We start from the raw sequence: 26,175 nt of genomic DNA, 5'->3' as shown, positions 1-26,175 counted from the left end.
ATGCTTTGATTATAGATTTTTATATTTATTAAAATTGTTTTTTATCCTTTTTCTCTGCTGATTCTTTACCTGATTCTTTTTTCTTTTCTTCTTGAATTTTTTTCATCTGTTCTTTTGCCGGAGCAAGGTCTTTTCCTTCTTTAAACGCTTCTGCAATATACTCTATAATAATCTTTATTGATTTTAAAGCATCATCATTTGCAGGGATAGGATATTTAATTCCATCTGGATTAACATTGGTATCACAAACGGCAACAACCGGTATATTTTTTTTCTTAGCTTCACGCAAAGCCGTTTTTTCTGTTTTTACATCAAGAATAAATATTGCGTCAGGAAGTTTAGGAAGTCTTACGAGTCCGCCTATCCTTCTTCTTAACCCTTCTATCTCTTTACCAAAGTCATTTTGTTCTTTTTTGGTATATTTATCAAGTCCGCCTGTTTTCTGTTTATTTTCCAAATCAACAAAATGGTCAACTCTTTTTTTGATTGTTGGAAAATTGGTTAACGTTCCGCCAATCCAGCGTTCCTTTACATAAGGCATTTCGCATTTTGTCGCTGCTTCGCAAACAATATCTTGAGCTTGTTTTTTTGTTCCAACAAAAAGAAGAGTCCCGCCTTCCATTCCTAGATTTTTCAAAAATTCTCCGGCTTTTTCAAGCTGTTCCTGAGTTTTTTCCAGGTTAATGATGTGGACTCCATTTCTGTCCGTAAAAATGAATGGCTCCATATTAGGATGCCATTTTGATGTTCGGTGCCCAAAATGGGCGCCTGCTTTTAGCATTTCCAATAAAGCTGGAAGATTTGCCATATTATTTGACCTCCATCCTGCCGGTTGCCCTTAAATTTCTCATACGATTTAAGGAAATGCAAGATGTGTGGGATTATTTATTTATATTTTATAATAAATTATCATATTTGTAAATATCTGTCAACCCGACGGTTATTTTAGACAAAAAAAGCGCCTTGATGTTTATTAAGGCGCTAAATATGAGTCTATTCTTCTCTATCGAAAAGCGACCCTTTCTGGTGCTGAATAGCCGCTCCAAGGAGCTTTATTTGGTCTGTTCCATAAATATTCAAACGAGGGCTTTTTTGCTTATTGGTTGCTACAGAAATTCGCTCTGAGCCGTCATTATGCACAAGATATGTGACAACAGGGCTTTCATCTCTTACGATATAAGTGTAGACCGTTTTGACGAAATGGGTTTCCCGTTCCCGAATGATGCTAATACTCTTATGAAACAACTCTTGCTCAAGTTGTATCTTTTTCTCAACTTCAGCATTTTTCTTGGTTTGTCCGAGCAAAGACGCAAATTGCATCACAAAGATAGCAATAAGAAAAACAAAAATTAAAAAAAGCAGAAAATTGGTCATCTCGTCTCCTCTTTGTCCATAATATAGCACAATATTGACAATTTGTCAAGGATATGATAACATACATTTATATAGTTTAAAAAAACTAATCAAGCTAAAAGTTAAAAGCTAATTTTTATGAAAAAAGACATTCATCCAACTTATCACAAAAATGCAAAAATCACATGCGCTTGTGGCATGGAGTTTGTTATTGGTTCAACAGAACCGGAAATAAAAACAGAACTTTGCTCAAACTGTCATCCGTTTTATACTGGAAAGCAAAAGATAGTTGATACCGCAAGACGTGTAGAAAAATTTCAAGAAAAAATGGCTAAAAAAGAATCTGTCGGAAAAGATAGAAAAGGTAAAGCCGTAAAACGTAGAGCTCAAGCAAAAAAACGCGCAGAAAAAGTAAAAAAGGTAAAAACAGAAGAAACTGAAAAATAGTTAAATTTTTATTTTAAAGTCCGCCGCTGCTTTCCAGCTCGGCGGATTTTTGATTAAATTGTTAAATTATTATATTCTTAGATTATGAACAAAGAGAAATTACAAAAAATTGAACAGCGGGTTAAAGAACTGGAAAGTCAGTTATCTCTACCGACGATATTTTCTGATACAAAAAAATTCCAAAAACTTAATAAAGAATATACTGAATTAAAAGAAATATCCGATATTGCGGAAAAACTTGAGAAAATAAATCAAGATATAAAACTTGCGGAAACAGAACCCGGGTTAGAAGATGAGCTTCCAGAAGTTATCAAAGAAAAAGAAAAAATAGAAGCCGAGCTTCAAAATCTTCTTTCACCAAAAGATCCGGCGGATGAAAAATCCGTTATCCTGGAAATTCGTGCCGGAACAGGCGGAGATGAAGCCGCTTTATTTGCCGCCAACCTTTTTAGAATGTATTCGCGTTTTGCTGAAGATATGGGATGGAAAACAAACATTCTCTCTTCAAACCGCATTGGTATTGGTGGATTTAAAGAAATAATTGCCGAAATTAATGGCACTAGTGTTTATGGCTGGCTAAAATATGAAAGTGGCGTTCATCGTGTCCAAAGAATTCCGGAAACAGAAAAAAGCGGACGCATACATACTTCTGCCGCTACTGTTGCCGTAATGCCTGAAGTTGATGAAATAGAGCTAAAAATTAACCCAAAAGATCTAAAAGTAGAAACCTCCACATCACAAGGCGCAGGCGGACAATCCGTAAACACCACTTACTCTGCAATTCGTATTACACACCTTCCAACAGGACTGGTTGTCGCTTGTCAGGATGAACGAAGCCAACAACAAAACCGCGCTAAAGCAATGGAAATTTTGCGCGCTCGCCTTTTTACTCTTGAAGAAGAAAAACAGAAAAAAGAAGAAGCAGAAAAAAGGAAAAGTCAGGTTGGTTCTGGCGACCGAAGCGAAAAAATACGAACATACAATTATCCACAGGACAGAATAACAGACCATCGCATAAAAGAATCTTGGCATAATATGGAAAAAATATTAAATGGCGGGATAAAACCAATTATTGAAAAATTAAAAATAATGAACAAACAGGAAGGATAAATAATGAAAAGGTTATTCGTTCTTTTTATATTTCTTTTCACCTGCGAAAAGGATAATGATTGTTATGAAAATTACTATCAGACCATAACAGACTACTCTGTAAATCCGAATGCTACAACTCCAAAAGGTATCCAGGTTGATACAGGCGGATATCAAGTTGATTTAGCCAGAATTGATGGTAGAATTGATAAAATCTGGTCTTGCATCCAAGATGTTATGGCAATAAATCCCATACCTCAACCCGAATGGCAATGCCTTAAAACAAAATTTAGTCCGGACGAAAAACTAAAACGGGATTGCCTTGTTATAAAAATGGTAAAACCGTTTTATACCAATCTAAAATGCAGTGAAGAAAATTGGCAATTTATTGGATATGACGAAAAGTCTACAGAAGGACTGAAAGCTCCGGATGCGCTTTGTGAAGCAAAGGGACTAAAACCATCAAAGGAATGTCCGTGTATGTGGCGAACTGCTATCCAAAATGAAAATATCATTATTACTCCACCGGATATTTACCTTTGGGAAATCGGAAGGCTGACTTCTTGCAATAATGTTTGGCATTCGCCATTTGCAAAATGCCTTTCTTTTTAGACCTTAACTCCGAGTTTTTCGGAGCCTTTTTCTTTATAAAACAATATGACGATAAATGAAGCTCTTAAATGGGGCGCAAAAAAAATAAAATCAGACAGCGCGTTTTTGGATGCTGATATTTTGTTATCTTACACAATAAAAAAACCAAAAGAATTTTTATTTGCTCACCCTGATAAAAAAATAACCAAAACGCAACTTACAAAATATAAAAGCTTTATTAATCGCAGAGCGAAACACGAGCCCATAGCGTATATCACAGGGCATAAAGAATTTTATGGATATGATTTTTTAGTTTCTCCGGATGTCCTTATCCCCCGCCCTGAAACCGAGACTCTAATTGAACAAATAAAAAATCCGAAAAATATTATTGATATCGGATTAGGTAGCGGAGTTATTGCTATTACATTAAAAAAACTTTTCCCAAAAGCTCGGGTTTATGGAACAGAAATCAGCCCTCGTGCTATCGTCCTCGCTCGAAAAAATGCAAAAAAATTAAAAACAAATATCACACTCAAAAAGGGAAACTTACTATCACCTTTCAAAAAATTACCCGATAATATTATTATAACCGCAAATCTCCCCTATCTTTCCCAAAAAGAATGGCAAAGCTTAAAACCAAATGTAAAACATTATGAACCAAAATCCGCGCTTATAGGCGGAAAAATTGGCATAGAAATTTATGAAAAATTATTTCGGCAAATAAAAAAGCTGAACCCCAAAAATGCAACTTTGATAATAGAAATTGGCGCAAGACAAAAACCAGCAATAGAAAAATTGGCAATGAAAATTTTCCAGCCCAAAAAAATAGAATGCCATCGCGATCTCTCCGGTAAACGGCGAATAATAAAAATAACATTAACAAAATCATAAAAAAATTATTTACTATATAATAAGAAAGGGGGACAATACTAAAAATTTATATTCAAATTATCCAAGAAAAATTACTAAACAAAAAAGCAGAATAATTATCTGCTATTTTTATTAAAAAAATTAGAATTTTATTTTTCTGTTGCCTTGTCTACTCCCGAAACAATTTCTACCCAAGTTGTTCCGCGATTAAATTTTATTTCGTCTCCATTTTTATCAAAAAATCGTAGCCTACTCCACATATCATCTTTTTCCCAAACAGCTTCTACCTTTTTCCCATCCTGAAAAATCAATGCATCGCCCTTTCCAATCGTGGTAATTTTTCTTCGGCTCATTGAATCTATAATCAAAATATTAGTTTCAAGCACAGCAATATTTTTCGCAATAATCAAAGCTCCAGTATCTTCTTTTAAAGCCAATTCATCTCCCTCTCTTATGTAAATATTTTTATTTTTATCGTATCGCCATTTTGCATCATAAGCGGTATAGTTGCTAAACTCTACTGCAATAATTTTGCCGTCATCGCCTCTTTCGGATTCATAAGCATCTTCTTTAAACTGCCAAGCATCAAAATCAACTATTGGATCAGAAATTTTTGCTAATCTCGCCTTATCCAAACGTTCGCTTGAGGTATATACATTATGCGGAGCAATCCTATCCTGACTTCGCCAATAATAAAGACCGCCAAAATATTGATCCAAATCCAATTCTTTTATATCAGTATCTCCACTTATGATACCCAACGCTTCCGGAGAACCACCGACATGAAAAAGCATTGCGCCAAATTCCATCGCCCAATCAATAAAGTATGGACGAACGCTCCTCACCGGACCTATCTTATCAATCTCTCTATCAGTAGAAAAAACTGCTAAAAATCTAGTTATCCCTCCCTCAACCGGTGCCTCATAAACAAGCCCGGCAAAAGAAAGTCCTGACCATGGCCTGGCCTCATATTTATTATCTATCATAACAGTAATCGGATATTTCTCCGACTCTTCGTCCGCGAGACAAACCCCGTCAAGCAACCTATACTTAGTGCAAGATTTTGATTTTTCAGAAAAAATAATACTAAATTTTTCAGAAACAAAAAACGGCCGAAGTCCTTGCCATAAAATAAGACTTACAGCCGTCAAAGCTATGATACTAAATAAAACAAACGCAATAACTATTTTGATATCCGGATTCTTTTTCATCTTTAAATAGAATTATAATCAGGATTTATTTGTAAAAAAGAAGTACTTAGTTCTTGGAATCTTCCTTTTCTTCGTCACTATCTTCTTTCTTTTCTCCTGCGACTTCTACAGAAGCAACGCGTTCTGCTTCACTTTCCGGCGTAGGCTCCGCTACTTCCTCTTCTTGTGGTTCTGTTATAATAGCGACTAATGATTCTGGTGAATCCATTATTTCAATTCCAGGCGCTAATTTTATATCAGCTACGGTTATCTTATCTTCAAAAGTGGCAAGTCCGGAAATGTCAACTTCAATTTCGCTAATCAAGTCAGCCGGTAACGCCTTTATGGCAAGTGTATTTTTTGCAGGAATAAATGTTCCACCAAGACCCTTAACAGCCGGCGCTTCGCCAATAAATTTCAATTCAACGTCAGCTTCTATTTTTTCTTTCATAGAGACCTGACGTAAATCAACATTTATATATTTTCCGCTTATCGGGTGATACTGAACTTCAACAATCAAAACGTTTATGTCTGTGCCGTCCGGCGCTTTTACAACAACAAGAGACGATTCGCCTGCTTCATTGTAAACTTTATCAAATTCTTTATAATCCAAAAGAACGCTCTGATTTTTTATTTCAGGACCATAAAGTTCGGCAGTTATTTTGCCTTCGGCTCTTAAAGCTGAAATTGTTTTTTCTCCTCTTGCTTCTGAATTTAATATGACGGTCATATAACTTTTGATATTAGGTTTTTAGAATATATTTAATATAACATAAGTTGTGATTTTAGTCAATATTTATCAGCTTCTCACTCTCATACTCTCCAAAATACCTACCATAATAAAACTGGAAATAAGCGAACTACCTCCTAAACTTATAAATGGCAAAGCAATACCCGTTACCGGCATAAGACCGATATTCATACCTATATTTATTAGAGTTTCACATAAAAAAACCACTAAAAACCCAATTGCAACATAGGCGTTAAAGTCATTTTTGCTATCTTTTGCTATTTTCAAAATCCTATAAAAAAACAGCGTGTAAAGTCCGATTATAAAAAATACCATTACAAATCCCATTTCTTCCGCAATTAAAGCAAAAATAAAGTCCGTATGAGCTTCGGGCAAAAACCTAAGCTGGCTTTGAGAGCCAAAACCCAACCCCTTTCCGAATATGCCACCAGATCCAATAGCTATAATTGATTGTTTAATATTATATCCTGCACCCAAAGGATCAAGCTCTGGATTTGTAAAAACTGAAATACGATCCTTCTGAAAATCCTTTAATATAAAAAACCAGGAAACTAAGCTGACGGCAAAAAATGCAAAAAGAATAATGATAAGGTGTTTTTTTCTAACACGCGAAACAATAAGCATCCCAGCCCATGCTAAAAATAAAATTATTGATGAACCTAGGTCCGGCTGGTAAAGCACAAGGGCAATGAAAATTGCAACTGCGATTAAACTTTTTATAATATCCCAAAAAGAAAATAATCGTCTGCCTTCGCGCGCAAAATAATCAGCCAAAAAAATTACTAAAATTATTTTTATAATCTCAACCGGCTGAAAAGAAAATGGACCTAAATAAAACCAACCGGTCGTACCCCTGATATTTTTTCCAAAAATTAAGACACCTGCTAAAAGTAGAAATCCAATAAAGTATAATAAATTTTTCCCGTTTTTTAACTGGCGATAATTAAGCGCGGCTATAACAAAAACAAAAAAAATACCTACGGCAAAAGTTAAGAGCTGTTTTTTAAAATTGGCAAAATCAGCAGTCACCTCTCCCAAATCAGTAGAGTAAATCGCTACAAGACCTATTGCTCCCAAAAGAAAAACAGGCAAAAACAACATCCAATCAAATTTTTGTATAAAACCTTGTCGCAAATCCATATTTATATTTTATAATTCACGGCTAATAGTTATGAAGTATCTTATCACTTATCCACAACTCTTGTAAACAAAATACACGCCATAAGACGTATATTTTTCTTGTATTTAATGTTTTGCGTTATTTTATATATCCATCCTCATCAAAAATATTCAATTCCGGGACAATTTCATACTTTGATATTGCCGGAAGTCCTTCATAAAAATAAATTTCCAAGTCTCGCGCCTCGCCAGATGTAAGTTCTGGTACGCCAATATAATTTAATGCAACGAGCTGATCTCCACGATAAAGATAAGTATAAAATCCAACCAACCAATAATCATATGCGGTGTTATTTTTTGCAGTAAAACTCAGAAGCGCAATATTTTTTTTATTTTGTATTGCCCGCGGATCAAAATTTTTATCGCTTATAGGGATATCCATTCGTTCTTTTTTAAACTTGGCATAATCTGGTATTACGTGATTATCAATTCTGTGAAATTTTATATCTCTTGTTTCCAAACGAATATTGCGTGGACGGAAAGCGCGCTCTACTCCCAAATTTGTTATATACTTTGTTTCGCCAGGCAAAATAAAACCATTTCTCCAATCGCTTTCCAGCCCCTCTCCCACAAAACGATATTGAAATTCTACCCACCATTTAGCATTTTGATTTTTTACTTGACTGAAAATATCATACTGCCCTATTCCGCCGGCAAATATTTCCGCCTCGCCAAAATCCAATGGCACGGCAGATACGTTTGTGATTGCCTCCTGGCTTACCTTGATATCTAAAATCGTATTTAGATTAGCCCGTTCTTTGGGACCCGTTATAATCGCCCAATCCAAAAGCCAAATCAATGTATATGTCCACGGCGCGGCAACAATAATAATCACAATACCCATAAAAACCTTTTTTAAAAACGGCTTATTTCTAAAAAACCAATAGCTAAATTTAAAAGATGCTTTTAGTTCGCCTTCTTTGTCAGACGACTTTTTGGAAACGTTTGGTTCTTTCGTTTCGGTCTGGCTAATAGGTTGTTGATTTGGATTAAACGCCATAAATATTTTTTGTTATTTTAATTATATCATACCAGCTTGCAACATAATAAATAATATGCTAAAATATAATAGTAATTATTACTAAAAAAGTTAAAAACTTATGCCTAAAAAAATTGAAAAAGAGTCGAAAAAAGCAAGTAAACAAGCTTATGGCGCAGAACAAATTGCCGTTTTAGAAGGACTGGATCCGGTCCGCAAACGTCCGGGAATGTATATCGGCTCAACAGGTCCGCAAGGACTGCACCATTTAATTTGGGAGGTTGTGGACAACTCAATTGATGAAGCAATGGCTGGCTACTGTGACCACATCATAATCAATCTTCTTCCAGACAATATGGTTTCTGTTGAAGATAATGGCCGTGGCATTCCGGTTGACCAACATTCAAAGTTTAAGGTTTCTGCATTAGAGCTTGTAATGACAAAGCTTCATGCCGGCGGTAAATTCGGCGAAGGCGGATACAAAGTTTCGGGCGGACTTCACGGAGTCGGCGTTTCTGTTGTAAATGCTCTTTCAAGCTACACAAAAGCCGAAGTAATGAGAGAAGGCAAAGTTTGGGAACAAGAATATAAAATAGGAAAACCCGTAGGAAAAGTAAAACCAACGGGTACAACCCGCAAAACAGGAACAATAATAACTTTCAAACCTGATGCGTCAATCTTTGAAACAACAGAATTTACATGGAAAACAATCTTAGACCACATCCGCCAACAAGCATACCTTAATAAAGGCGTAAAAATCGGAATCTATGACAAACGTATCCGCGGAAAACATCAGGCATATAATTTTTATTTTAAAGGTGGTATCGCATCTTATGTAAAACACTTAAATCATAATAAAGACATAAAGCACCCGACTGTTTTTTATACCGATAGAATGCAAGATGAAGTAGGGGTAGAAATAGCCGTTCAATACACCGACGAATACAAGGATACTGTATTTGCTTTTGCAAACAATATTTACAATCCTGAAGGTGGAACCCATATGGTCGGTTTTAGAAGCGCGCTTACCCGCGTCTTAAACACATATGCCAGAAAACAAGGATTTTTAAAAGAAAAAGACGATAATTTATCCGGAGACGATGCCCGCGAAGGCCTTACAGCTGTAATTTCTGTAAAAGTAAAAGACCCTCAATTTGAAGGACAAACAAAAGCAAAACTTGGCAATTCGGAAGTACGTACTATAGTAGAATCTATTTTTGCCGAACAATTTACTATTTTTCTGGAAGAACACCCAAGAGAAGGCCAAGAAATTCTGGGAAAATGTATTTTGGCAGCGCGTGCCAGACTCGCAGCCCGCGCAGCGCGCGAAACTGTTCTTAGAAAAGGCGTGCTAGAAGGACTGACACTTCCCGGCAAGCTGGCTGACTGCTCTTCACGAAAACCAGCAGAATGCGAACTTTATATTGTTGAGGGAGATTCTGCCGGCGGTTCAAGTAAACAAGGACGCAATCGCCATTTTCAAGCAATCCTTCCGCTTCGTGGAAAAATCTTGAATGTGGAACGCGCTCGGCTTGATAAAATGCTTGCTAATACTGAAATAAAATCTTTAATAATCGCTCTTGGAACAAATATTGGCGAACAATTCAACATTGAATCTCTCCGTTATCACAGGGTAATCATTATGACAGATGCTGACGTAGATGGCGCGCATATTCGCACATTGCTCCTAACTTTATTTTATAGATATTTCCCAGAACTTGTCTTAAAAGGACATATCTTTATTGCTCAACCGCCTTTGTATCAAATAACCGTCGGCAAACAAAGTGAATATGCCTATTCTGATGAAGAAAAAGAAGAAATATTGGCAAGGTTTCAGGCAATTCCAAAGAAAAAAGATATGAAAAAGAAAACTAAGACAGAAAAACTGGAAGAAAATGAAGAATCAGGCACAGAAAAAAAAGCCAATATTCAACGCTATAAAGGTTTGGGAGAAATGAACCCGAAAGAACTTTGGAATACAACAATGGATCCGGCAAATAGAATTTTAAAACAAGTCACAGTTGAAGACGCCGAAAAAGCCGATGAAGTATTCACCGTCTTAATGGGTGGTGACGTTGCTCCCCGCAAAAGATTTATTCAGACTCATGCCAAAGGAGTAAAAAACTTGGATATATAAAAAAATCCACAAGCCATCCTATTATCCCGCACTTAATATAAAAAATACGTCTCATTTAGTGTGAGCCGTATTTTTTTCTCAAATAAAAAGTCCGAGCTTTTTTTGCCCAGACTTAAAGTCGGATTAAGCATCACTATGTCTGCTATGATTTTCTTTTTCTTCTGGCTTAGTATATACATTGTACTCTCCCGTGCAATACCTCCCCTTCATTAATTCCCTCATCCTCTCACAAGGAATTTTAATTTTGATAACACCGTTATACCGCTCTTGTTTGGTTTCGTAATTATGATAATAAACCAAATGGCATTCTGTAACTGATGGCGGAATTTTGCATTTTTCCATTGAAATATTTCTTGTCCGCATTGTCGCCATACATCCGGTTGCAAAAAAAGCAATCATCAAAATAAAAATTCCAAAAAGCTTTTTCATTGCTTCCTCCTCTTACAAAATTTTAACAATTTTTTTTAAAAAAGTCAATCTATAAATAAAGACCCGAATAATTCAGGTCTTTATTTTTCAGATTAATTATAGCAGTCTTTTTTACATTCGCTCTCGCGAGGATTAACAATTAGCGTCATTACTTTTTCCGTGCAAGGGACCATAGTCAAGTCTTGGCAAACACCTATTTGCCAACATCTAGTCGCAAAACAGATATCCGACCTATAGTCCTTAACGTAATGTATAGACCAAACCGAATGTCTTGCTCTTTTTATTATAACTTGTCTTTTCTCTTCTTTAGTCGCGCATCCTACAAAACAAAAAATAATTACCAAAACTGCAAATATCTTTTTCATCTTCCCTCTCCTTTCTTGTTTTTGAAAAGAGCTTTGAAGCCAATATTAAGCGTGCGAAACGGAAGTTTCAGCACCCAAATACAGAAATCTTTGGTTTTTCGAAGTGTCCAACGAAGTACAGGAAAATTCTTCTTTCCTATCGTATATGCCATTCCGTCAAGCATAAGAATCAAAACAAAGATATAAAGAACTACACGAAAAATTTGGTCTTTTTGCAAATATATCCTCCTTTCTGTACTAAATTTAGCACGAATATAGATTCAGGTCAAATATTTGACATAAAAATAATACTATGTTATATTATTATTATAAATTTAATAGACCTGCGGGTCTGTTTTTTAGAAAAGATAATGGATTATAAATATCCACATATATGAATAAAGTAATGAAATATATCCTGGAGTCAAAAGCAGAACTCAAAAAAGTGGTTTGGCCCAATAAAAAAGAAACTACCAATTACACAATCTTGGTAATCGAAATTTCTTTGGGCATTGCCCTCTTTTTCGGAGTTTTGGACTACTTTTTAACTTTAGGATTAGAAAACTTGATAAAATAAGGAGGAGGCAGGAAATGGTATCTTGTATACAAGTTTATACTCTATATCTTATTCCTATACCCTAATTTTATGGCAAAACAATTAGAACGCGGAAGGCAATGGTACGCTGTACACACTTATTCCGGATATGAAGAAAATGTTGCGGAAAACTTAAAACAACGCATCGATTCATACGATATGCATGATAAGATTTTTGATGTACTAATTCCAACCGAAAAAAAGATAAAAATTAGAAATGGAAAAAGAAAAGTGGTAACAGAAAAAATATTTCCCGGCTATGTCTTGATTGATATGATGGTGACTGACGATAGCTGGTATATGGTAAGAAACACTCCAAATGTAACGGGATTTATCGGCACAGGAACAATCCCTACACCGCTTTCTGAAGAGGAAATAAAAGCTCTGCAGAAAAGAATGGGCGTAGATGAACCACAATATAAAATGGATGTCGAAATCGGCGATCCAGTACGAATCACGGATGGCCCATTTAAAAATTCTGAAGGAAAAATTGATAATGTTGATAACGAACGCGGAAAGGTCAAAGTACTTGTAAATGTGTTCGGACGCGAAACACCCGTAGAATTAGACTTCCTTCAGGTGAAGAAACTCTAAATAATTTTTTTAGTGCCATTGTCTTTGACAGCTTCTATGGCATTAATAATAAAATAAATAGTATGGCAAAAAAAATAAAAACAGTTATAAAATTGCAAATCCCTGCCGGTGCAGCAAATCCGGCACCTCCGGTTGGTCCTGCATTGGGTCAGCACGGACTTAATATTTCAGAGTTTTGCGCAAAATACAATGACGCGACAAAAGATATGCGCGGAGAAATAATTCCTGTAGAAATTTATGTCTATGAAGACAGAAGTTATACCTTCAAATTAAAGACTCCTCCTGCATCAGAACTTTTGAAAAAAGCCGCCGGAGTTAAAAAAGGCTCTGGAAAACCGCTGACAGAAAAAGTTGGGAGTGTCACAAAAGCGCAAATAAAAGAAATTGCTGAGAAAAAAATGCCTGATTTAAATGCCAATAATATTGAAGCGGCAACGAAAATCATAGAAGGAACGGCAAGACAAATGGGAATTGAAGTAAAATAATAATTAAATTTGTGGGAGCTGGAGATAAAATAAACTTATCAATAGCATTTGTACCACGAAAAAAATATGGCAAAAAAAATAAAAAAGCAAAAAGATAAAAACGTATCAGTAAAGACAGAAAAACCAAATGAAGAAAAAAACGTCAAAAAACAGGAAGAAAATACAGGGTTTGATAAAAGCAAAACATACTCCGTTGAAAAAGCAGTAAAATTTGCAAGAGAAACCTCAAAAGTAAAATTTGACCCTTCTGTAGAACTTCACGCCCGCCTTGGAATTGATCCAAAAAAAGGCGAGGAGCAAGTTCGCGGAACAGTTGTTCTCCCTCATGGAACAGGAAAAACTCTTCGCATCGCAGTTTTTACAAGCGAAAAAAATGAAAAAGATGCAAAAGCAAGCGGTGCCGACATTGTCGGAGGCGAAGAACTCATCAATCAAATAAAACAATCGGGAAAAGTTGATTTTGACGTAGCGGTTGCAACACCTGATATAATGCCAAAAATGGCTCCTTTAGCAAAAGTCTTGGGGCCTAAGGGTATGATGCCTTCTCCTAAAAATGATACGATTACAACAAAGATAAAAGAAGCTGTAGAGCAATTAAAAAAAGGAAAGATTGTTTTTAAAAATGATGACACCGCCAATCTGCACGTTGCTCTTGGAAAATTATCATTTGACGACAACGCATTAAAAGAAAATATTGAAACATTTATTGCTGTTTTGAAAAAATCAAAACCAGCATCTTCAAAAGGAATATTTATTAAGGGCTTGGTTTTATCCACAAGTATGGGCCCTGGAATAAAATTGGAAATATAAACTTCAAATTTCATAACCAACCAAAAAATCCCGCTTCTGCGGGATTTTTTGAATTTTATATTATAAAACTTTGACTCCCTTGCCTCTATGTTTTAGAATATAGATAGCAATAAATAAAAAAATATATGGCTGAAAATTTTATCCGTCCGTCATGGGACGATTACTTCATGGCGATTGCGCGCATTATCGCCACCAGAAGCACTTGCGACAGACTTCGCGCTGGCGCGGTTTTAGTTAAAAATAAAAGAATAATATCCACAGGCTACAATGGTTCTCCGCCCGGGCTTCCGCATTGTGACAGCGAAGCAGGGCATCTTATGGAAGAAGGACACTGCGTCCGTACAATCCACGCCGAGCATAACACGATTTTACAAGCCGCCGTAACTGCCGGACAGACTACCGAAGGTGCCACTCTCTATGCTCTTTATTCACCCTGTATTCATTGTTGCAAATATATCGTTGCTGCCGGAATTAAAAGAATTGTTATTGAAACAATTTATCGCAACTCGCAAGCAATGGATTACTTAAAACAAGCTGGATTAGAAGTTGTCTTTTACGTACCCAATCAAGAATGGAACGAAAATATAAAAAACTTATTTGAAAACAATGTAAAGAAAGTAAATGAAAAAGAAGTTATACTAGAAGAAAATGCAGAACTTCAGCAAGAATATCCCCCGATTAATACTTTCAGACAAATATACTAATATGATTATAGGAGTTACGGGCACACTTGGCGCAGGAAAAGATACGGTTGCAGAATACCTTGAACAAAAAGGATTTATTCATTTTTCTTTATCAGACGCTATAAGAGAAGAGTGCGATAATCAAGGCCTGCCAAAAGATCGCGACACACTTACCTCTCTTGCAAATAAGTTACGCGCCACAGAAGGTTATGATGTTTTGGCAAAACGCATAATAAAAAAAATAAACATTGAAAATAGAAAAAAATATATAATAACCAGCATCAGAAACCCAAAAGAAGCTGAATATCTTAAAAACCAAGATAATTTTATTTTTGTCGCAGTAGATGCGCCGATTGAACTTCGCTATGAACGAATAAAAAATAGACAACGCGAAGGCGATGAAATATCTTTTGAAAAATTTAGATTGCAAGAAGAACGAGAAATGGAAGGTGGTGAAGGAAAACAAAACCTTGCTCCACTGATTAAAATGGCCGATTATACAATAATAAATGACGGAAACATAGAACAATTAAAAGAAAAAGTTGACGAATTTATAAATAGTCTCCTCCCTTTCGTAAAGGGGGATTAAGGGGAATTTTAGATATGTTGCCAAAATATCAATCATATCTTAAAAAATATTCGCGCAAATTAAGAAAGGAAATGATAGACACGGAAAGAATTTTTTGGGAACATATCAGAAAAAAACAAATTAAAAATTTGCAATTCTACAGACAAAAACCAATTAGCAATTATATAGTTGATTTTTATTGTCCTGCTAAAAAAATAATAATTGAGATAGATGGCGGACAACATTTTGAAAAAAATATTTAGTAAAAAATAAAATAAGAGATAAATATCTATCAAGCTTGGGGTTTAAGATTTTTAGATTCAATGACCGAGAACTCCTAAAAAATATTGAAGGTGTGATAGAATATATTTTAGATGAAATAAAATCCCTCCCAACCTCCCTTTACAAAAGGGGCGGGTAAAAAATATGCAAGAAAAAATGCGACAAATGATACAAGACATCCCTTCTCTTTTATCCCAATACGAATTGGGAACATTCTCCAACCTAAGCCGGGCAGAAGGTGGTTTTACGAATGATAACTATATTATAGAAACGAGCAAAGGAAAATTCTTTTTGAAAAAATATCTACGCGAAACTAATGAGCGTATTTCGCGCGAACATCAGTTGCTAGCATATTTGAAAGATCAAAAGTTTCCTATTCCCGGACTCATAAAAAATAATGAAGACAATGCGCTAACGGAAATAGACAACAAGCGCTTTACCTTTTTTGATTATATTGCCGGCCATACAAGAGTAGCGACAAACAGCGTAACTGACGAAGAACTAATAAATATTGCAAAAACTTTGGCGCGCTATCATTATTTGGCAAAAAATATTCCTTTAGACCTGGAACCAATAGTGCCTATTTGGAGCCGAGGAGCGCTAGACCATCTTTATTCGGACGTAATTAGACACTTGTCAAAAAAATCATTTTTTGATGATTTTGATAGAGAAATAAATAGTATATTAACCCATAAAATCAACGAACTGCATCTAGCGCCAAAAATTGATACAGATGAACTGCCCTCTCTTCTTATTCATGGCGATTTTCATGCTGCTAATATGCTATTTAACGAAAAGGGAGAAGTTTCCGCAGTTGTTGATTGGGAGTTGGCAAAGCACCAACCAAGAATATGGGAAGTTATCTGCGCAATGGTTTTTGCCTGCAAAACAGATTGGACATGGAATTTTCATACCCCATTAAATTTTGAAAGGGCAGAAGTATTTTTAAGTATATACCATGACATTAACCCTCTAACACAAAAAGAATTGGAAATTGTACCCGATATGCTCCGACTTGCATCAGCAGATCTGACCTGGCCGTTGAAAGAACATTACTTGCATAAAAATTTTTCTTCAGACAGATTTTTGCCAAAATCCGCAGAAAACTGGTTTTTTTGGGACAATGAAAATATCTCCCAATTTAAAATATCAATCCTCACAAAGTTATCCTCTCTCCAAAAACCATTGTTATAATAAAATATTTTGTATTATATAATCCTGACTAATTGTCAGGATTATTTTTGATGACGCCACGGCGCATCTTTATATTTTTCTCTGAAGTCCTCCATAAATTCCAAATGCGGTTCAATAAGAGATCTAAACGATTCAAACTTTTTAATATAATATTCAACTTTTTCCCATTGATCATAAAAAACATTCACAAAAGGCAAATTTCCTGCCCGCACTTCATAAAGCGCGCGGGAAACATATCCAGCATTTTCTACCGCATTAAAAAACTGTGCGGTTAGACCTACTTTTTCCGGCGTCTCCCCTCTTCGCCAAATTGGCGGAACCGTTTCAACCATAAGAGTCGCTTTTCTAATTTCATTCGCCAGAGCAGGATGAAGCACTGAAAACAATAACTCCAAAGCTTCTTCTTCTTCTCTTTCAACCGCGCTATCTTTATTTATAAAATCAACATCACCCTTCAAACTAATACCTTCGGCAAAATCATGAACAAAAAATGCAAGTTGCAATAAAGAGCTATCTAAAAAATTATATTCTGCAGTTTCTTTGTACTTTTCAATCGCTAACATCATATTCCCCAAAAAAGGCGTATCAAATGCAGTGTGAGTCAAAACTGCTTCCGGCAAAACCTCACCTGATTCTGAAAAATTATATTTCCTGCTAATGCCCGCCAATAATTCGTATCTTTTTTCTTCTGCCAATGAATTAGTAAACGATCGGCAAAATGCAGTAAATTCCATTAAGTCTATTTTCCTTCCAGCATCTCTCAAGGCAAATAAATAATCTCTAAACAACTTTCTATTTGGTTTCATCTTCACCCTCCTTTATCGCAAAGCTGGCATGCTCTGGAATTAAAATATACCATCTATTAGTATTCTCGCCTCTTCTTATTCCCACAATACCTTGCAGAATCATTATATCCAAAAGTGTTTTTATGGTTCTGGTCGGAAGATTTTTATAAATTCTTGTTAAATAATCTTCACACAAAACAAGGCGAATCTTCATAAAGCCATCACGCACTTCAATACCCTCTTCTCGACAAAACATTACCAAATCGTCTCTAATCTTTTGTTTGTCATGCGTAAGTGGACTATATGTTTTATCTTGATAGCTGTCTGCTTCGTCCATTTTTCCCTCCTTAAAAAAAGAACTTACTTTCAAGTTTAGTCCTCTTTTTTATTAGTGTAAACCCAAAAGTTATCCACAGTTAAAAAATCCCCATAAAAATGAGGATTATTCAGCCCAACGCGGATAGCTATCCATATATCCCTTGATTTCCGATAAAATCGGCGAAACCTTAATTCTAAAAGAATAAAACTCTCTCATTAAAGGCTCAATATCTTCCCAAACGTTATGAAAAGTATTTGCAAAGGCAAGCTGACCACGCCTTACTTCATAAAGCGATTTGTCCAAAAACGTTGCTACAACAATCGCCCACAAAAATCTTCCGGTTACAGAAATACTATCCAAGTTTTTGCCGGCCAAAATCGCCCTATCTCTTTCCTGTGAAAGCTCGTATGCTCTTCTAAACGGTCCATGCGCTACTTCCGGATATTTTCTAAGAAAATTCATGAAAGTATTATCTTCCTGTGCCAAGTCATACGCATTTTTATCCATTAAGGATATTTCACCATGAGCCGCCATAGCCAAGCTATACATAAAAAAAGACAAATAAAGCTGGCGACGCCTGATTTCTAAACTCTTATGTCCACCATACCCCTTTTCAATTGCTACCATCTCAGAAGCAACCATAAACTTATGTAACATATGATCCAATAAAGTTTCCGGCATTTCCTGACCTTCGCCACCGCCCTGAACGCTACGGTTTTTCATAGCGTATTTTTTCCATCTGTATTCTGTTTTTAATATCTTCACTAATTTTTGGAAAAAACTATAATGCAGTCCAAGCTCAAAGCCGTCTTCATTTTCCGGAAACTCTTCGATGCATTTCAAAAAATCTTTTCTCGCCTCATTTTCAAGCATTTTGACCCTCCTTGCGCGCTCCACCGCTTTGTTATAAACTGATAAAAAGAACTCCTACTATAATTTATAACTCTAACACCTTTATGTCAAATAAGCTTCGTATATATACATTGGAGGGATTAACACCGGAGATAAAAGCGGTTTGTTTTGCAAAATGTTCACGCTCCCCAGAACCTTTTGATGAAATAGCAAAAGAACTGACCGAAGAAAAATCAAGCGAATTTCATGAAAAATGGGTCGTAGGCTATGGCCACTCATCTGTTGCAGAACACGCCGTTCTTTCTATTGCGGTAGAAAACCTATCAATTTTGGCAACAAAAGTACTGGAAGATAACCGCCTTGCATCTTATACTGAAAAATCAACCCGTTATCAAATTTTTGATAAAAACACATATTACAAGCCGGAACGAATTATAAATTCTCCTTTTGCGGAGACATACGAACGAACAGGCGATTACCTTTTTCAAGTTTATGAAGCCCTGACAGAACCAATGATGAATTTTGTAAAGAAAAAATATCCAAAACCGGAAAATATGGGCGAAAAGCTTTATGAATCAGTAAGTAAAGCGCGTGCCTGTGATAATATCCGCTATCTTTTACCAACAGCAACCCAAACAAATCTCGGACTTACTATGAACGCAAGAGCTTTGGAATGGGCAATTGCCAAACTACTCTCGCATCCTTTGGAAGAAATGCAAGAAATCGGACGCGAAATAAAAAATGTTGGACAAAAAATAACTCCTACCCTGATAAAATATGCAGAGCCAAATGAATATCTGCAAAAAACAGACCAAGAACTCCGCAAATTAAATGAATGGATTTTTGGTATTCAGCCGGCAAATTCCAATATTGCCGTAAAACTTGTTAATTATGACAAATCGGCGGATAATAAATTGATTGCTTCGCTTCTTTATAAAACTAGCACTCTCCCCTATTCACAGATAAAAGATAATATAGAACGCATGCCGATGGCAATAAAAGAAGCAATTATAAATGAGGCTTTAAAGTATAAAAAGCCGTATGACAGGCCTTTGCGCGAGCTTGAGCATATTTATTACACTTTTGATATTCTAATGGACTACGGGGCTTTTCGTGACATCCAGCGCCATAGAATGGCAACCCAGACCAACCAAGCCGTTACAACTGTGCATGGATATTCCATACCGGATGAAATAATAGAAGCTGGTTATGAAACGGGATTTAAAAATGCTATGGCCGTAGCAGAAGAAGCTTATCAAAAACTAATAAAAGAATTTCCAGAAGAAGCGCAATATATCGTGCCACTGGCATATAAAAAACGCACTCTAATTACTTGGAATTTGCGCGAGCTTCATCATTTTATACCTTTACGCTCCGGTAAAAAAGGACATATATCTTATCGCCGTATCGCACAAGAATGCTGGCGTGAAGTGGAAAGCGTTCATCCGTTATTGGCAAAATATATTGCCGTGGATATGGATGATACAACATTTTCTACCGTTGGAAATAAATAAATTAAAAATTTCTATGCCTTTGGGTAAACTAATAGTTATTGACGGGACTGATGGTTCTGGCAAAGCGACACAAACAAAAAAACTTATAGAGCGGTTTGTTGACGAAGGACGTAAAGTAGAGACATTGGATTTCCCGCAATATTACAATAATCATTTTGGAAATATTATTGGTTGTTTTTTACGCGGAGATTTTGGCGACCCAACAAAGTTTAACCCATATCTTGCATCTGTCCTTTATGCTGCCGACAGATATGAATCAAGCGAAAAAATACGCCAGTGGCTGGCGGAAGAAAAAATTATCCTTTTAGACAGATATGTGAGTGGAAACCAGATTCATCAAGGCGGAAAAATAAAAGATGAAGAAAAACGTAAAACATTTTTGAATTGGCTAGATAAAATTGAACATGGAGTATTTGGAATCCCCCGCCCTGACCTCATTTTATACCTTGACGTTCAACCAAAAACATCGCAAATTCTTATTGAAAAAAAAGCCTCGCGCAATTATACCGGTGGCGCGAAAAAAGACGGCGTGGAATCCAGTGTAGAACATCAAACCGATTCGCACGAACAGTCTCTTCGTCTTGTTTCGGAAATGAATAACTGGGTACGGATAAAATGCGAAGAAAACGGCGAACTTCTTTCTATAGACCTTATCCACGAAAAAATTTGGGCAATTGTTTCGGAAATGATATAATATATAGTATTAAAATTAATACTGTGTCTTATGTTAAAAATTGCTGAAATTATACGTCTTTCCTGGGAGACATATACTTCAAAATTTAAACAATACATCCCATTTTTGGGAGCTATTTTTATTCTTTCCGCTTTAACAAGTTTGAGTGCGGTTCTTATTGACCAACTCTTAACTCTGCCTAGTAACGTAGAGTTTTTAATTTCCAGCGCTATCTCTTTCTTGGCGTATCTTGCAAATTTTGTCGTGCTTATCGCGATTATATATTATACGGATAAATTTTTAAGCAACAAAAAACCGGATATCAAACTAAAAGATATTTTTACAGTATATTGGCCTGCGATTCTTATCAGTGTTTTAGCGGGATTTATTACAGTCGGCGGATTTATATTATTTATTATTCCGGGTATAATTTTCACTGTCTGGTATGCTTTTGCAATGTATCTTGCGATACTGCAAAAGAAAAAAGGGTTGGAACTTTTAAAAGAAAGCCGAGAACTCTCACGTGGAAAATTTTGGCCTGTATTTGGCCGGCTAGTTGTGCCAAATATTTTTTGGGGAATTATCGCCTATCTTGCCTTAGTAGGAATTTTCAATCTTATCGGACTTATTATTGGACAATCAGTAATAAACCTAAGCGAAACGGGGCTTGGGCTAAATCTGGTTATCTTGTTTGTTTCAGATTTAATTGTGGCTTTTTTTGCTCCACTTTATGCCATTGTCGGAACGATTGTATTTAGGGAAGTTAGAAAATAATTATCAATTTTCAATTACGAATTACGAATAAAAGTCTCGCTCACGCGAGACTTTTTGACAAATCCTCCCAAAACCCATAAAATTATACTATAACTTAAAATTCAACTTATGAAATTAGAACCGGTCATTGGCTTGGAAATACATGTCCAGCTAAAAACAAAATCAAAAATGTTCTGCGGATGTTCAAACCGTGGAGAGTTTGAGGCGCCAAATGCAACCATCTGTCCTGTTTGCACAGGTCAGCCGGGCGTTTTGCCAGTTATAAATAAAGAAGCAATAAAAATGGGAGTTCTCGCCTCCCTTGCTCTAAATTGCAAAATAAATGAACATTCAAAATTTGACCGTAAACATTATTTTTATCCCGACCTACCAAAAGGATATCAAATATCACAGTTTGATTTGCCGGTTGGAGAAAAAGGATTCTTAGAGATAGATGTGCCAACAAAAGAAGGTATAAGAACAGCGCGCGTTGGCATCACTCGCCTGCATATGGAAGAAGATGCGGCAAAAAATACCCACAGCGATGACAAAACCGCAACTCTTGTTGATTATAACCGTGGGGGAACTCCTCTTGCGGAAATCGTTAGCGAACCTGATATAAAATCACCACAAGAAGCAAAAATATTCTTACAAGAACTGCGAAAAATTATGCGTTATCTCGGTGTATCTGACGCTGATATGGAAAAAGGACAGCTCCGCTGTGATGCAAATATTTCTATGCGCGAATATGTGGAAGGAGCTGCGCCGGATGAAAACTGGGCCATACAATTAAATCCAAAAACAGAAATAAAAAATATAAACTCTTTTCGCGCGGTTGAACGCGCCTTAGAATATGAAATTGCGCGACAGACAAAACATTGGGAAGAAACCGGCTCACCAAACACCGTGCAGGCAACTCGCGGATGGGATGATACAAAAGGTGTTACAACAGAACAAAGAACAAAAGAAGGTTCCAGCGACTATAGATATTTTCCAGAACCAGACCTTCCACCGATGGAACTTGTAGAAATACGCGACAAACAAAAAGAAATGCTTCCCGAGCTTCCTCGCGCGCGCAAATATCGATTTATGGATCAATATGGTTTTTCTATGGCTGATGCAGAAATTTTGACTGATGACCCATATAAAGCGGAATATACCGAGCGCGCTTTATCAGAACTCGTTTCGTGGCTTTTGTCTTTACCTGAAATAGAAGGAACAGAAACCGAAATTTGGGATAACTATGGAGAAAAGATGGCAAAACTTTATTCCGGATGGTTTATCAACAAGCTTGGCGGAATTATGGCACAAAATGCAATAGATATACGAATTTTAAAAATAACTCCGGAAAATTTTGCCGAGTTTATAACTTTGGTTTACGAAAATAAAATTTCCGGTCCCAATGCCTTAAAACTTTTAGAATTAATGATAGGAGCCGGAGGAGATCCGTCCCAGCTTTTAGATGAGCATGACTTGGGCGCAATGAAAGAAGATAAAGATGAAATGGATAAAATAATAGAAAAGGTAATCAATGAACATCAGGTAGCAGTAAGCGACTATAAAGCCGGAAAGCAAACGGCAATTATGTTTTTAATCGGTCAGGTAATGAAGGAATCAAAAGGAAAAGCAAACCCTGAAACAGCAAAAGAAATGCTTATTGAAAAACTTGAAAAATAGCATTTAGCAATTAGCATTTAATTATTGCGCCTTTTGGCGTGATTTTTTATTTTTTTAGAAAACCCTTTATTTTATTGCTTGCATCTTGCAAGTTCTTCACCCATTTAATATTTTTATCCTGACGAAAAGTATTTATCTGATACCTTGCAAACCTTCGCGTGTTCTTTGCCAGAAGAAAAAACGCATCTTCTTTGGAAAGCTCGCCTTTTATATATTTTATCATTTCCGGATAACCCAAGCTGGACATCGCCGGCAAGTTTGAGCTATATTTTTTTAAAAGACGGCGGATCTCACGAATTAATGCATCCCCCATTTTTATCTTTATTCTTTTCTTTACTCTCTTCTCCACCTCGTCCAAATCTCTTTTTATTCCAATTTTCAAAACATTAAAAATCGGTTTGCCCTTTTTCTGTTGTTTTGATATTGGCTGTCCACTGAAATGAATTACTTCAAGAGCGCGAATAATTCTGCGCTTATCATTTTGATGAATTCGTTCTGCTGCCGATAAATCCAATCTTTGCAATTTTTTGTAAAGCGTTTCCGATTGAAATTTCTCCTGTGCCTTGCGCCAGGATTTATTTGGTTTTACATTTGGGATTTCTAAATTATCCGTAATTGCAGAAATATAAAGCCATGTTCCGCCTACCAAAAAAGGCTGTTTTCCCCGACGCAAAATATCATTTATCTTACCCACGGCTAGTTGTTTATATTCTGCTAAATTAAAATCCTTGTCCGGCAGGAGAAAACCAACAAGATGATGACGCACGCCACCTTCATTTTTTTCTGGTCTATCGGTACCCACTTTCATATCGCGATAAATCGCCCGCGAATCAGCATTAACAATCTCGCCATTAAATTTCTTTGCTAGTTTTATAGCGAGTTCTGTCTTACCGCTCGCAGTTGGCCCAAGCACAACAATTAATTTTTGTAATTTATTTTTCATAATAAACTTGAAAATAGTATATTTTTAGAATAAACTATAATTAAAGGTGTGTAAAGCAAAAGACTACACTAACAATTTATTTATCTAAAATGAACTCAATAATAATAAAAAAAGCCAACATCCATAATCTAAAAAATATTTCTATAGCAATTCCACTGCATAAATTGGTGGTGGTGACAGGTCCCAGTGGAAGCGGAAAAACTTCTCTTATCTATGATATTTTATATAAATTTTCTCAAGGTGAAAAAGTTGGGTGTAGCATTTCAACAACTCCAAAAACATACGCAGTAGGACAAAAAGTAATCATTCCCAAAAATATAAAATTAAGCCTCGGGGAATACAACCTTCAAAGATTGGATAAAGCCATATCCAACCTGAAAAAAAATGAATTATTAATTGTTGATGAGCCTTGCGCAGGACTAACGATAGAAGAAAGCACTAACGTGTTAAACAAGCTCAAAAAATTGATAAAAGAAGGTAAATCGGTTATCACCATAGAACATTCAAAAGAAATAATCGCAGGCGCAGATTATATAATTGAGTTTGGTCCAAAATCCGGAAAATACGGAGGAAAAATAATCTTTCAAGGAGATTTGAATCAATTTAAAAAATCCAAAAGCATTACTGCCGATTATGTGTTTTCTAATAAAGCAGAGATTGTCCATTATAAAAGAAATCTGAGTAAAAAAGCAAAAACAATGCAGAAAAAAAACGTTATTTTGCAAAATATTAATAAAAATAATTTAAAAAACTATACTTTCAGCTTCCCTCTTTCTTCTCTGACGTGTATTTACGGTAATACCGGATCAGGTAAATCAACAACCCTAAATGTCGTCTATTCTGCACTGTTTAAAGGCCGAAACGCTTGGAAAATTAGAGAACAAAACGGAGTCAGTAATATCATCGGGAAACAATACGTCAGAAGAACGTATTCAGTAGAGCAAACTTCTATCGCCGACCATCCTACGAGCCGGCCGGTTACATATCTCAATATTTGGAATAGTATCAGAAATATTTATGCTGACCTCCCTGCCTCAAAAAAAGCAAAACTAAAATCATCGGATTTTATAGTAAACAAAAAAATAATTGAGGATGAAGAAAATTTTTCACCAAAAATACTTTCGGTAAAATATAAAGGGGCAAATATTGATGACATCTTAAATATGACGATTGATGAAGCAATCAAAATATTTTCAGATTCAAAATTAATAAAAAGAAAGCTAAGGTTTTTACAAGAAGTGGGGCTGGGGTATCTAACATTACGGCAAAAATCAGATTCTTTAAGCGGAGGCGAAGCGCAAAGAGTCCGGTTGGCAAAAGTTCTTTCCAAAAAATTAGGCGACAGATGCGTTTATATTTTAGATACGCCGACAAAAGGACTTCATCTCTCTGATTTACCCGTTTTGGTTACTGTTTTACAAAAAATAATAGACAAGAATAATACAGTATTGGTTACTGATAATAAAATAGAAATAATAAACAACTCTGATTATACCGTTGATATGAATAAAAAATAACATGTCGTTAAAAGGGAACAAAATATTTATAGTCGGCATGCCGGCATCAGGAAAATCAACTCTGGCAAAAAAATTGTCAGATATTTTAAATATAGAAAAATACGATTTTGACGATATCAAATTTGAAAAAAAATTTGATATAGAACGCACCGAGAATAAACAAGTAGAAATAATTAAAGAAATATTAGGTAAAGATTCCTGGATAGTTGAAGGCGCATTGCGCGAACCGGCCTTGCCTTTTTGGAAGAATGCTGACTTAGTAATATTTCTACAAATCTCAGAATTTACGCCTTATAAAAGAATTATATTCAGATATTTAAAAAAATTACTTTCTACAAAAGAAAAAACCGTAGGAAGCGATTTTATACTTTTGAAACGGATTTATAACTATTTTCACAAACCAAATAACTTTTTATCTTTAAAAAAATATCAGGAATACTTAAAAAAATACGCAAAAAACTATATAATCATAAAAAACAATAAAGATATTCAAGACCTACTAAAAGATACTCCTATTTGACATATTTATCTAGTTGATATATACTTGATATATAAAGTAATTATTAACTATA

Annotated in this window: 31 protein-coding genes and 1 pseudogene; 19 read left to right on the top strand and 13 right to left on the bottom strand. The window is 35.7% G+C overall.

All coding sequences use genetic code 11. From position 1 onward, the window contains the following. Positions 1 to 28: 28 nt before the first annotated feature. Together rpsB and COU51_04945 are read right to left on the bottom strand one after the other, a co-directional pair. Positions 29 to 808 carry a 30S ribosomal protein S2 gene (gene rpsB / locus COU51_04950; GenBank protein ID PIR66275.1) on the bottom strand — a complete coding sequence of 260 codons (780 nt, stop codon included), beginning with the start codon at positions 806 to 808 and terminating at the stop codon, positions 29 to 31. A 185-nt stretch (positions 809 to 993) separates the two neighbouring features. Next, positions 994 to 1,374: a hypothetical protein gene (locus COU51_04945; protein ID PIR66274.1), complete on the bottom strand. Its 381-nt coding sequence runs from the start codon at positions 1,372 to 1,374 to the stop codon at positions 994 to 996. Positions 1,375 to 1,491: 117 nt separating this feature from the next. On the opposite strand from COU51_04945, the gene COU51_04940 reads away from it, so the two are divergent. The 4 genes from COU51_04940 (at position 1,492) to prmC (ending at position 4,371) form a co-directional block, all read left to right on the top strand. Continuing rightward, positions 1,492 to 1,800 carry a 50S ribosomal protein L31 gene (locus COU51_04940; protein PIR66273.1) on the top strand — a complete coding sequence of 103 codons (309 nt, stop codon included), beginning with the start codon at positions 1,492 to 1,494 and terminating at the stop codon, positions 1,798 to 1,800. Positions 1,801 to 1,884: 84 nt separating this feature from the next. Then, entirely contained in the window at positions 1,885 to 2,910 is a 1,026-nt protein-coding gene (locus COU51_04935) for a peptide chain release factor 1 (protein ID PIR66272.1), read from the top strand. Positions 2,911 to 2,913: 3 nt separating this feature from the next. Next, positions 2,914 to 3,501, top strand: coding sequence for a hypothetical protein (locus COU51_04930; GenBank protein ID PIR66271.1), 588 nt, complete (start codon positions 2,914 to 2,916; stop codon positions 3,499 to 3,501). 45 nt (positions 3,502 to 3,546) lie between these two features. Beyond that, positions 3,547 to 4,371, top strand: coding sequence for a peptide chain release factor N(5)-glutamine methyltransferase (gene prmC / locus COU51_04925; GenBank protein ID PIR66270.1), 825 nt, complete (start codon positions 3,547 to 3,549; stop codon positions 4,369 to 4,371). A gap of 128 nt (positions 4,372 to 4,499) precedes the next feature. Here the strand turns inward: prmC and COU51_04920 are convergent, their stop codons facing one another. The 4 genes from COU51_04920 to COU51_04905 all read right to left on the bottom strand — a co-directional run bounded on the left by COU51_04920 (position 4,500) and on the right by COU51_04905 (position 8,470). Beyond that, positions 4,500 to 5,561, bottom strand: a complete 1,062-nt coding sequence (locus tag COU51_04920) for a hypothetical protein (protein ID PIR66269.1) — start codon at positions 5,559 to 5,561, stop codon at positions 4,500 to 4,502. Positions 5,562 to 5,607: 46 nt separating this feature from the next. After that, positions 5,608 to 6,270 carry a 50S ribosomal protein L25 gene (locus tag COU51_04915; GenBank protein ID PIR66268.1) on the bottom strand — a complete coding sequence of 221 codons (663 nt, stop codon included), beginning with the start codon at positions 6,268 to 6,270 and terminating at the stop codon, positions 5,608 to 5,610. Between the two features lie 69 nt (positions 6,271 to 6,339). Continuing rightward, entirely contained in the window at positions 6,340 to 7,431 is a 1,092-nt protein-coding gene (locus COU51_04910) for a rod shape-determining protein RodA (protein ID PIR66267.1), read from the bottom strand. 118 nt (positions 7,432 to 7,549) lie between these two features. Next, positions 7,550 to 8,470, bottom strand: a complete 921-nt coding sequence (locus COU51_04905) for a hypothetical protein (protein PIR66266.1) — start codon at positions 8,468 to 8,470, stop codon at positions 7,550 to 7,552. A 100-nt stretch (positions 8,471 to 8,570) separates the two neighbouring features. Between COU51_04905 and gyrB the strand changes: the two genes are divergently transcribed. Further along, entirely contained in the window at positions 8,571 to 10,586 is a 2,016-nt protein-coding gene (gene gyrB, locus COU51_04900; protein PIR66265.1) for a DNA topoisomerase (ATP-hydrolyzing) subunit B, read from the top strand. Between the two features lie 123 nt (positions 10,587 to 10,709). Here the strand turns inward: gyrB and COU51_04895 are convergent, their stop codons facing one another. From COU51_04895 to COU51_04885, 3 genes are all read right to left on the bottom strand, one after another. Then, positions 10,710 to 11,015, bottom strand: a complete 306-nt coding sequence (locus COU51_04895) for a hypothetical protein (protein PIR66264.1) — start codon at positions 11,013 to 11,015, stop codon at positions 10,710 to 10,712. 92 nt (positions 11,016 to 11,107) lie between these two features. Beyond that, a complete protein-coding gene (locus COU51_04890) occupies positions 11,108 to 11,380 on the bottom strand; it encodes a hypothetical protein (protein ID PIR66263.1) in 273 nt (90 codons plus the stop codon). After that, a complete protein-coding gene (locus tag COU51_04885) occupies positions 11,377 to 11,598 on the bottom strand; it encodes a hypothetical protein (protein PIR66262.1) in 222 nt (73 codons plus the stop codon). Before COU51_04885 ends, COU51_04890 begins: the two co-directional genes overlap by 4 nt. 155 nt (positions 11,599 to 11,753) lie before the next feature. On the opposite strand from COU51_04885, the gene COU51_04880 reads away from it, so the two are divergent. The 8 genes and pseudogenes from COU51_04880 to COU51_04845 all read left to right on the top strand — a co-directional run bounded on the left by COU51_04880 (position 11,754) and on the right by COU51_04845 (position 16,570). Then, a complete protein-coding gene (locus COU51_04880) occupies positions 11,754 to 11,936 on the top strand; it encodes a preprotein translocase subunit SecE (protein ID PIR66261.1) in 183 nt (60 codons plus the stop codon). A gap of 69 nt (positions 11,937 to 12,005) precedes the next feature. Next, positions 12,006 to 12,548: a transcription termination/antitermination protein NusG gene (locus COU51_04875; protein PIR66260.1), complete on the top strand. Its 543-nt coding sequence runs from the start codon at positions 12,006 to 12,008 to the stop codon at positions 12,546 to 12,548. 62 nt (positions 12,549 to 12,610) lie between these two features. Further along, positions 12,611 to 13,033 carry a 50S ribosomal protein L11 gene (gene rplK / locus COU51_04870; GenBank protein PIR66259.1) on the top strand — a complete coding sequence of 141 codons (423 nt, stop codon included), beginning with the start codon at positions 12,611 to 12,613 and terminating at the stop codon, positions 13,031 to 13,033. Positions 13,034 to 13,099: 66 nt separating this feature from the next. After that, the gene (gene rplA / locus COU51_04865) at positions 13,100 to 13,843 is read left to right on the top strand and encodes a 50S ribosomal protein L1 (GenBank protein ID PIR66286.1); all 744 of its coding nucleotides are present in this window, start codon (positions 13,100 to 13,102) and stop codon (positions 13,841 to 13,843) included. 125 nt (positions 13,844 to 13,968) lie between these two features. Then, entirely contained in the window at positions 13,969 to 14,547 is a 579-nt protein-coding gene (locus tag COU51_04860) for a dCMP deaminase (protein PIR66258.1), read from the top strand. Next, positions 14,492 to 15,115 carry a hypothetical protein gene (locus tag COU51_04855; protein ID PIR66257.1) on the top strand — a complete coding sequence of 208 codons (624 nt, stop codon included), beginning with the start codon at positions 14,492 to 14,494 and terminating at the stop codon, positions 15,113 to 15,115. Before COU51_04860 ends, COU51_04855 begins: the two co-directional genes overlap by 56 nt. Positions 15,116 to 15,129: 14 nt before the next feature. Further along, positions 15,130 to 15,515, top strand: a pseudogene (locus tag COU51_04850) (hypothetical protein). Positions 15,516 to 15,520: 5 nt separating this feature from the next. Continuing rightward, positions 15,521 to 16,570 (top strand): hypothetical protein, encoded by a 1,050-nt coding sequence (locus COU51_04845; protein PIR66256.1) that lies wholly within the window; start codon positions 15,521 to 15,523, stop codon positions 16,568 to 16,570. A 41-nt stretch (positions 16,571 to 16,611) separates the two neighbouring features. Here COU51_04845 and COU51_04840 read toward each other — a convergent pair whose 3' ends face one another. From COU51_04840 to COU51_04830, 3 genes are all read right to left on the bottom strand, one after another. Then, the gene (locus COU51_04840; GenBank protein ID PIR66255.1) at positions 16,612 to 17,376 is read right to left on the bottom strand and encodes a hypothetical protein; all 765 of its coding nucleotides are present in this window, start codon (positions 17,374 to 17,376) and stop codon (positions 16,612 to 16,614) included. Then, positions 17,363 to 17,692, bottom strand: a complete 330-nt coding sequence (locus COU51_04835; GenBank protein PIR66254.1) for a hypothetical protein — start codon at positions 17,690 to 17,692, stop codon at positions 17,363 to 17,365. Before COU51_04835 ends, COU51_04840 begins: the two co-directional genes overlap by 14 nt. A gap of 105 nt (positions 17,693 to 17,797) precedes the next feature. Next, complete coding sequence (locus tag COU51_04830) at positions 17,798 to 18,547, bottom strand: hypothetical protein (GenBank protein ID PIR66253.1); 750 nt, start codon at positions 18,545 to 18,547, stop codon at positions 17,798 to 17,800. A gap of 83 nt (positions 18,548 to 18,630) precedes the next feature. Here COU51_04830 and COU51_04825 point away from each other — a divergent pair, with 83 nt between their 5' ends. The 4 genes from COU51_04825 (at position 18,631) to COU51_04810 (ending at position 23,143) form a co-directional block, all read left to right on the top strand. Continuing rightward, positions 18,631 to 20,040 carry a hypothetical protein gene (locus tag COU51_04825; GenBank protein ID PIR66252.1) on the top strand — a complete coding sequence of 470 codons (1,410 nt, stop codon included), beginning with the start codon at positions 18,631 to 18,633 and terminating at the stop codon, positions 20,038 to 20,040. Beyond that, the gene (locus COU51_04820) at positions 20,006 to 20,734 is read left to right on the top strand and encodes a thymidylate kinase (GenBank protein PIR66251.1); all 729 of its coding nucleotides are present in this window, start codon (positions 20,006 to 20,008) and stop codon (positions 20,732 to 20,734) included. Before COU51_04825 ends, COU51_04820 begins: the two co-directional genes overlap by 35 nt. Positions 20,735 to 20,764: 30 nt before the next feature. Beyond that, the gene (locus tag COU51_04815) at positions 20,765 to 21,487 is read left to right on the top strand and encodes a hypothetical protein (GenBank protein PIR66250.1); all 723 of its coding nucleotides are present in this window, start codon (positions 20,765 to 20,767) and stop codon (positions 21,485 to 21,487) included. Positions 21,488 to 21,595: 108 nt separating this feature from the next. After that, positions 21,596 to 23,143, top strand: coding sequence for an Asp-tRNA(Asn)/Glu-tRNA(Gln) amidotransferase subunit GatB (locus COU51_04810; GenBank protein PIR66249.1), 1,548 nt, complete (start codon positions 21,596 to 21,598; stop codon positions 23,141 to 23,143). A 46-nt stretch (positions 23,144 to 23,189) separates the two neighbouring features. Here the strand turns inward: COU51_04810 and COU51_04805 are convergent, their stop codons facing one another. Beyond that, complete coding sequence (locus COU51_04805) at positions 23,190 to 24,086, bottom strand: tRNA (adenosine(37)-N6)-dimethylallyltransferase MiaA (GenBank protein ID PIR66248.1); 897 nt, start codon at positions 24,084 to 24,086, stop codon at positions 23,190 to 23,192. An 89-nt stretch (positions 24,087 to 24,175) separates the two neighbouring features. Between COU51_04805 and COU51_04800 the strand changes: the two genes are divergently transcribed. Both COU51_04800 and COU51_04795 read left to right on the top strand, forming a co-directional pair. Continuing rightward, positions 24,176 to 25,603: a hypothetical protein gene (locus COU51_04800; protein ID PIR66247.1), complete on the top strand. Its 1,428-nt coding sequence runs from the start codon at positions 24,176 to 24,178 to the stop codon at positions 25,601 to 25,603. Position 25,604: 1 nt separating this feature from the next. Continuing rightward, the gene (locus COU51_04795; protein ID PIR66246.1) at positions 25,605 to 26,123 is read left to right on the top strand and encodes a DNA topology modulation protein FlaR; all 519 of its coding nucleotides are present in this window, start codon (positions 25,605 to 25,607) and stop codon (positions 26,121 to 26,123) included. Positions 26,124 to 26,175 lie beyond the last annotated feature (52 nt).

The organism is Parcubacteria group bacterium CG10_big_fil_rev_8_21_14_0_10_36_14, assembly GCA_002772895.1.
In the GTDB taxonomy this organism is placed as follows: Bacteria; Patescibacteriota; Patescibacteriia.
Note: the sequence above shows the minus strand (reverse complement) of the source record. Positions and strands in the feature narration are given on the sequence as shown.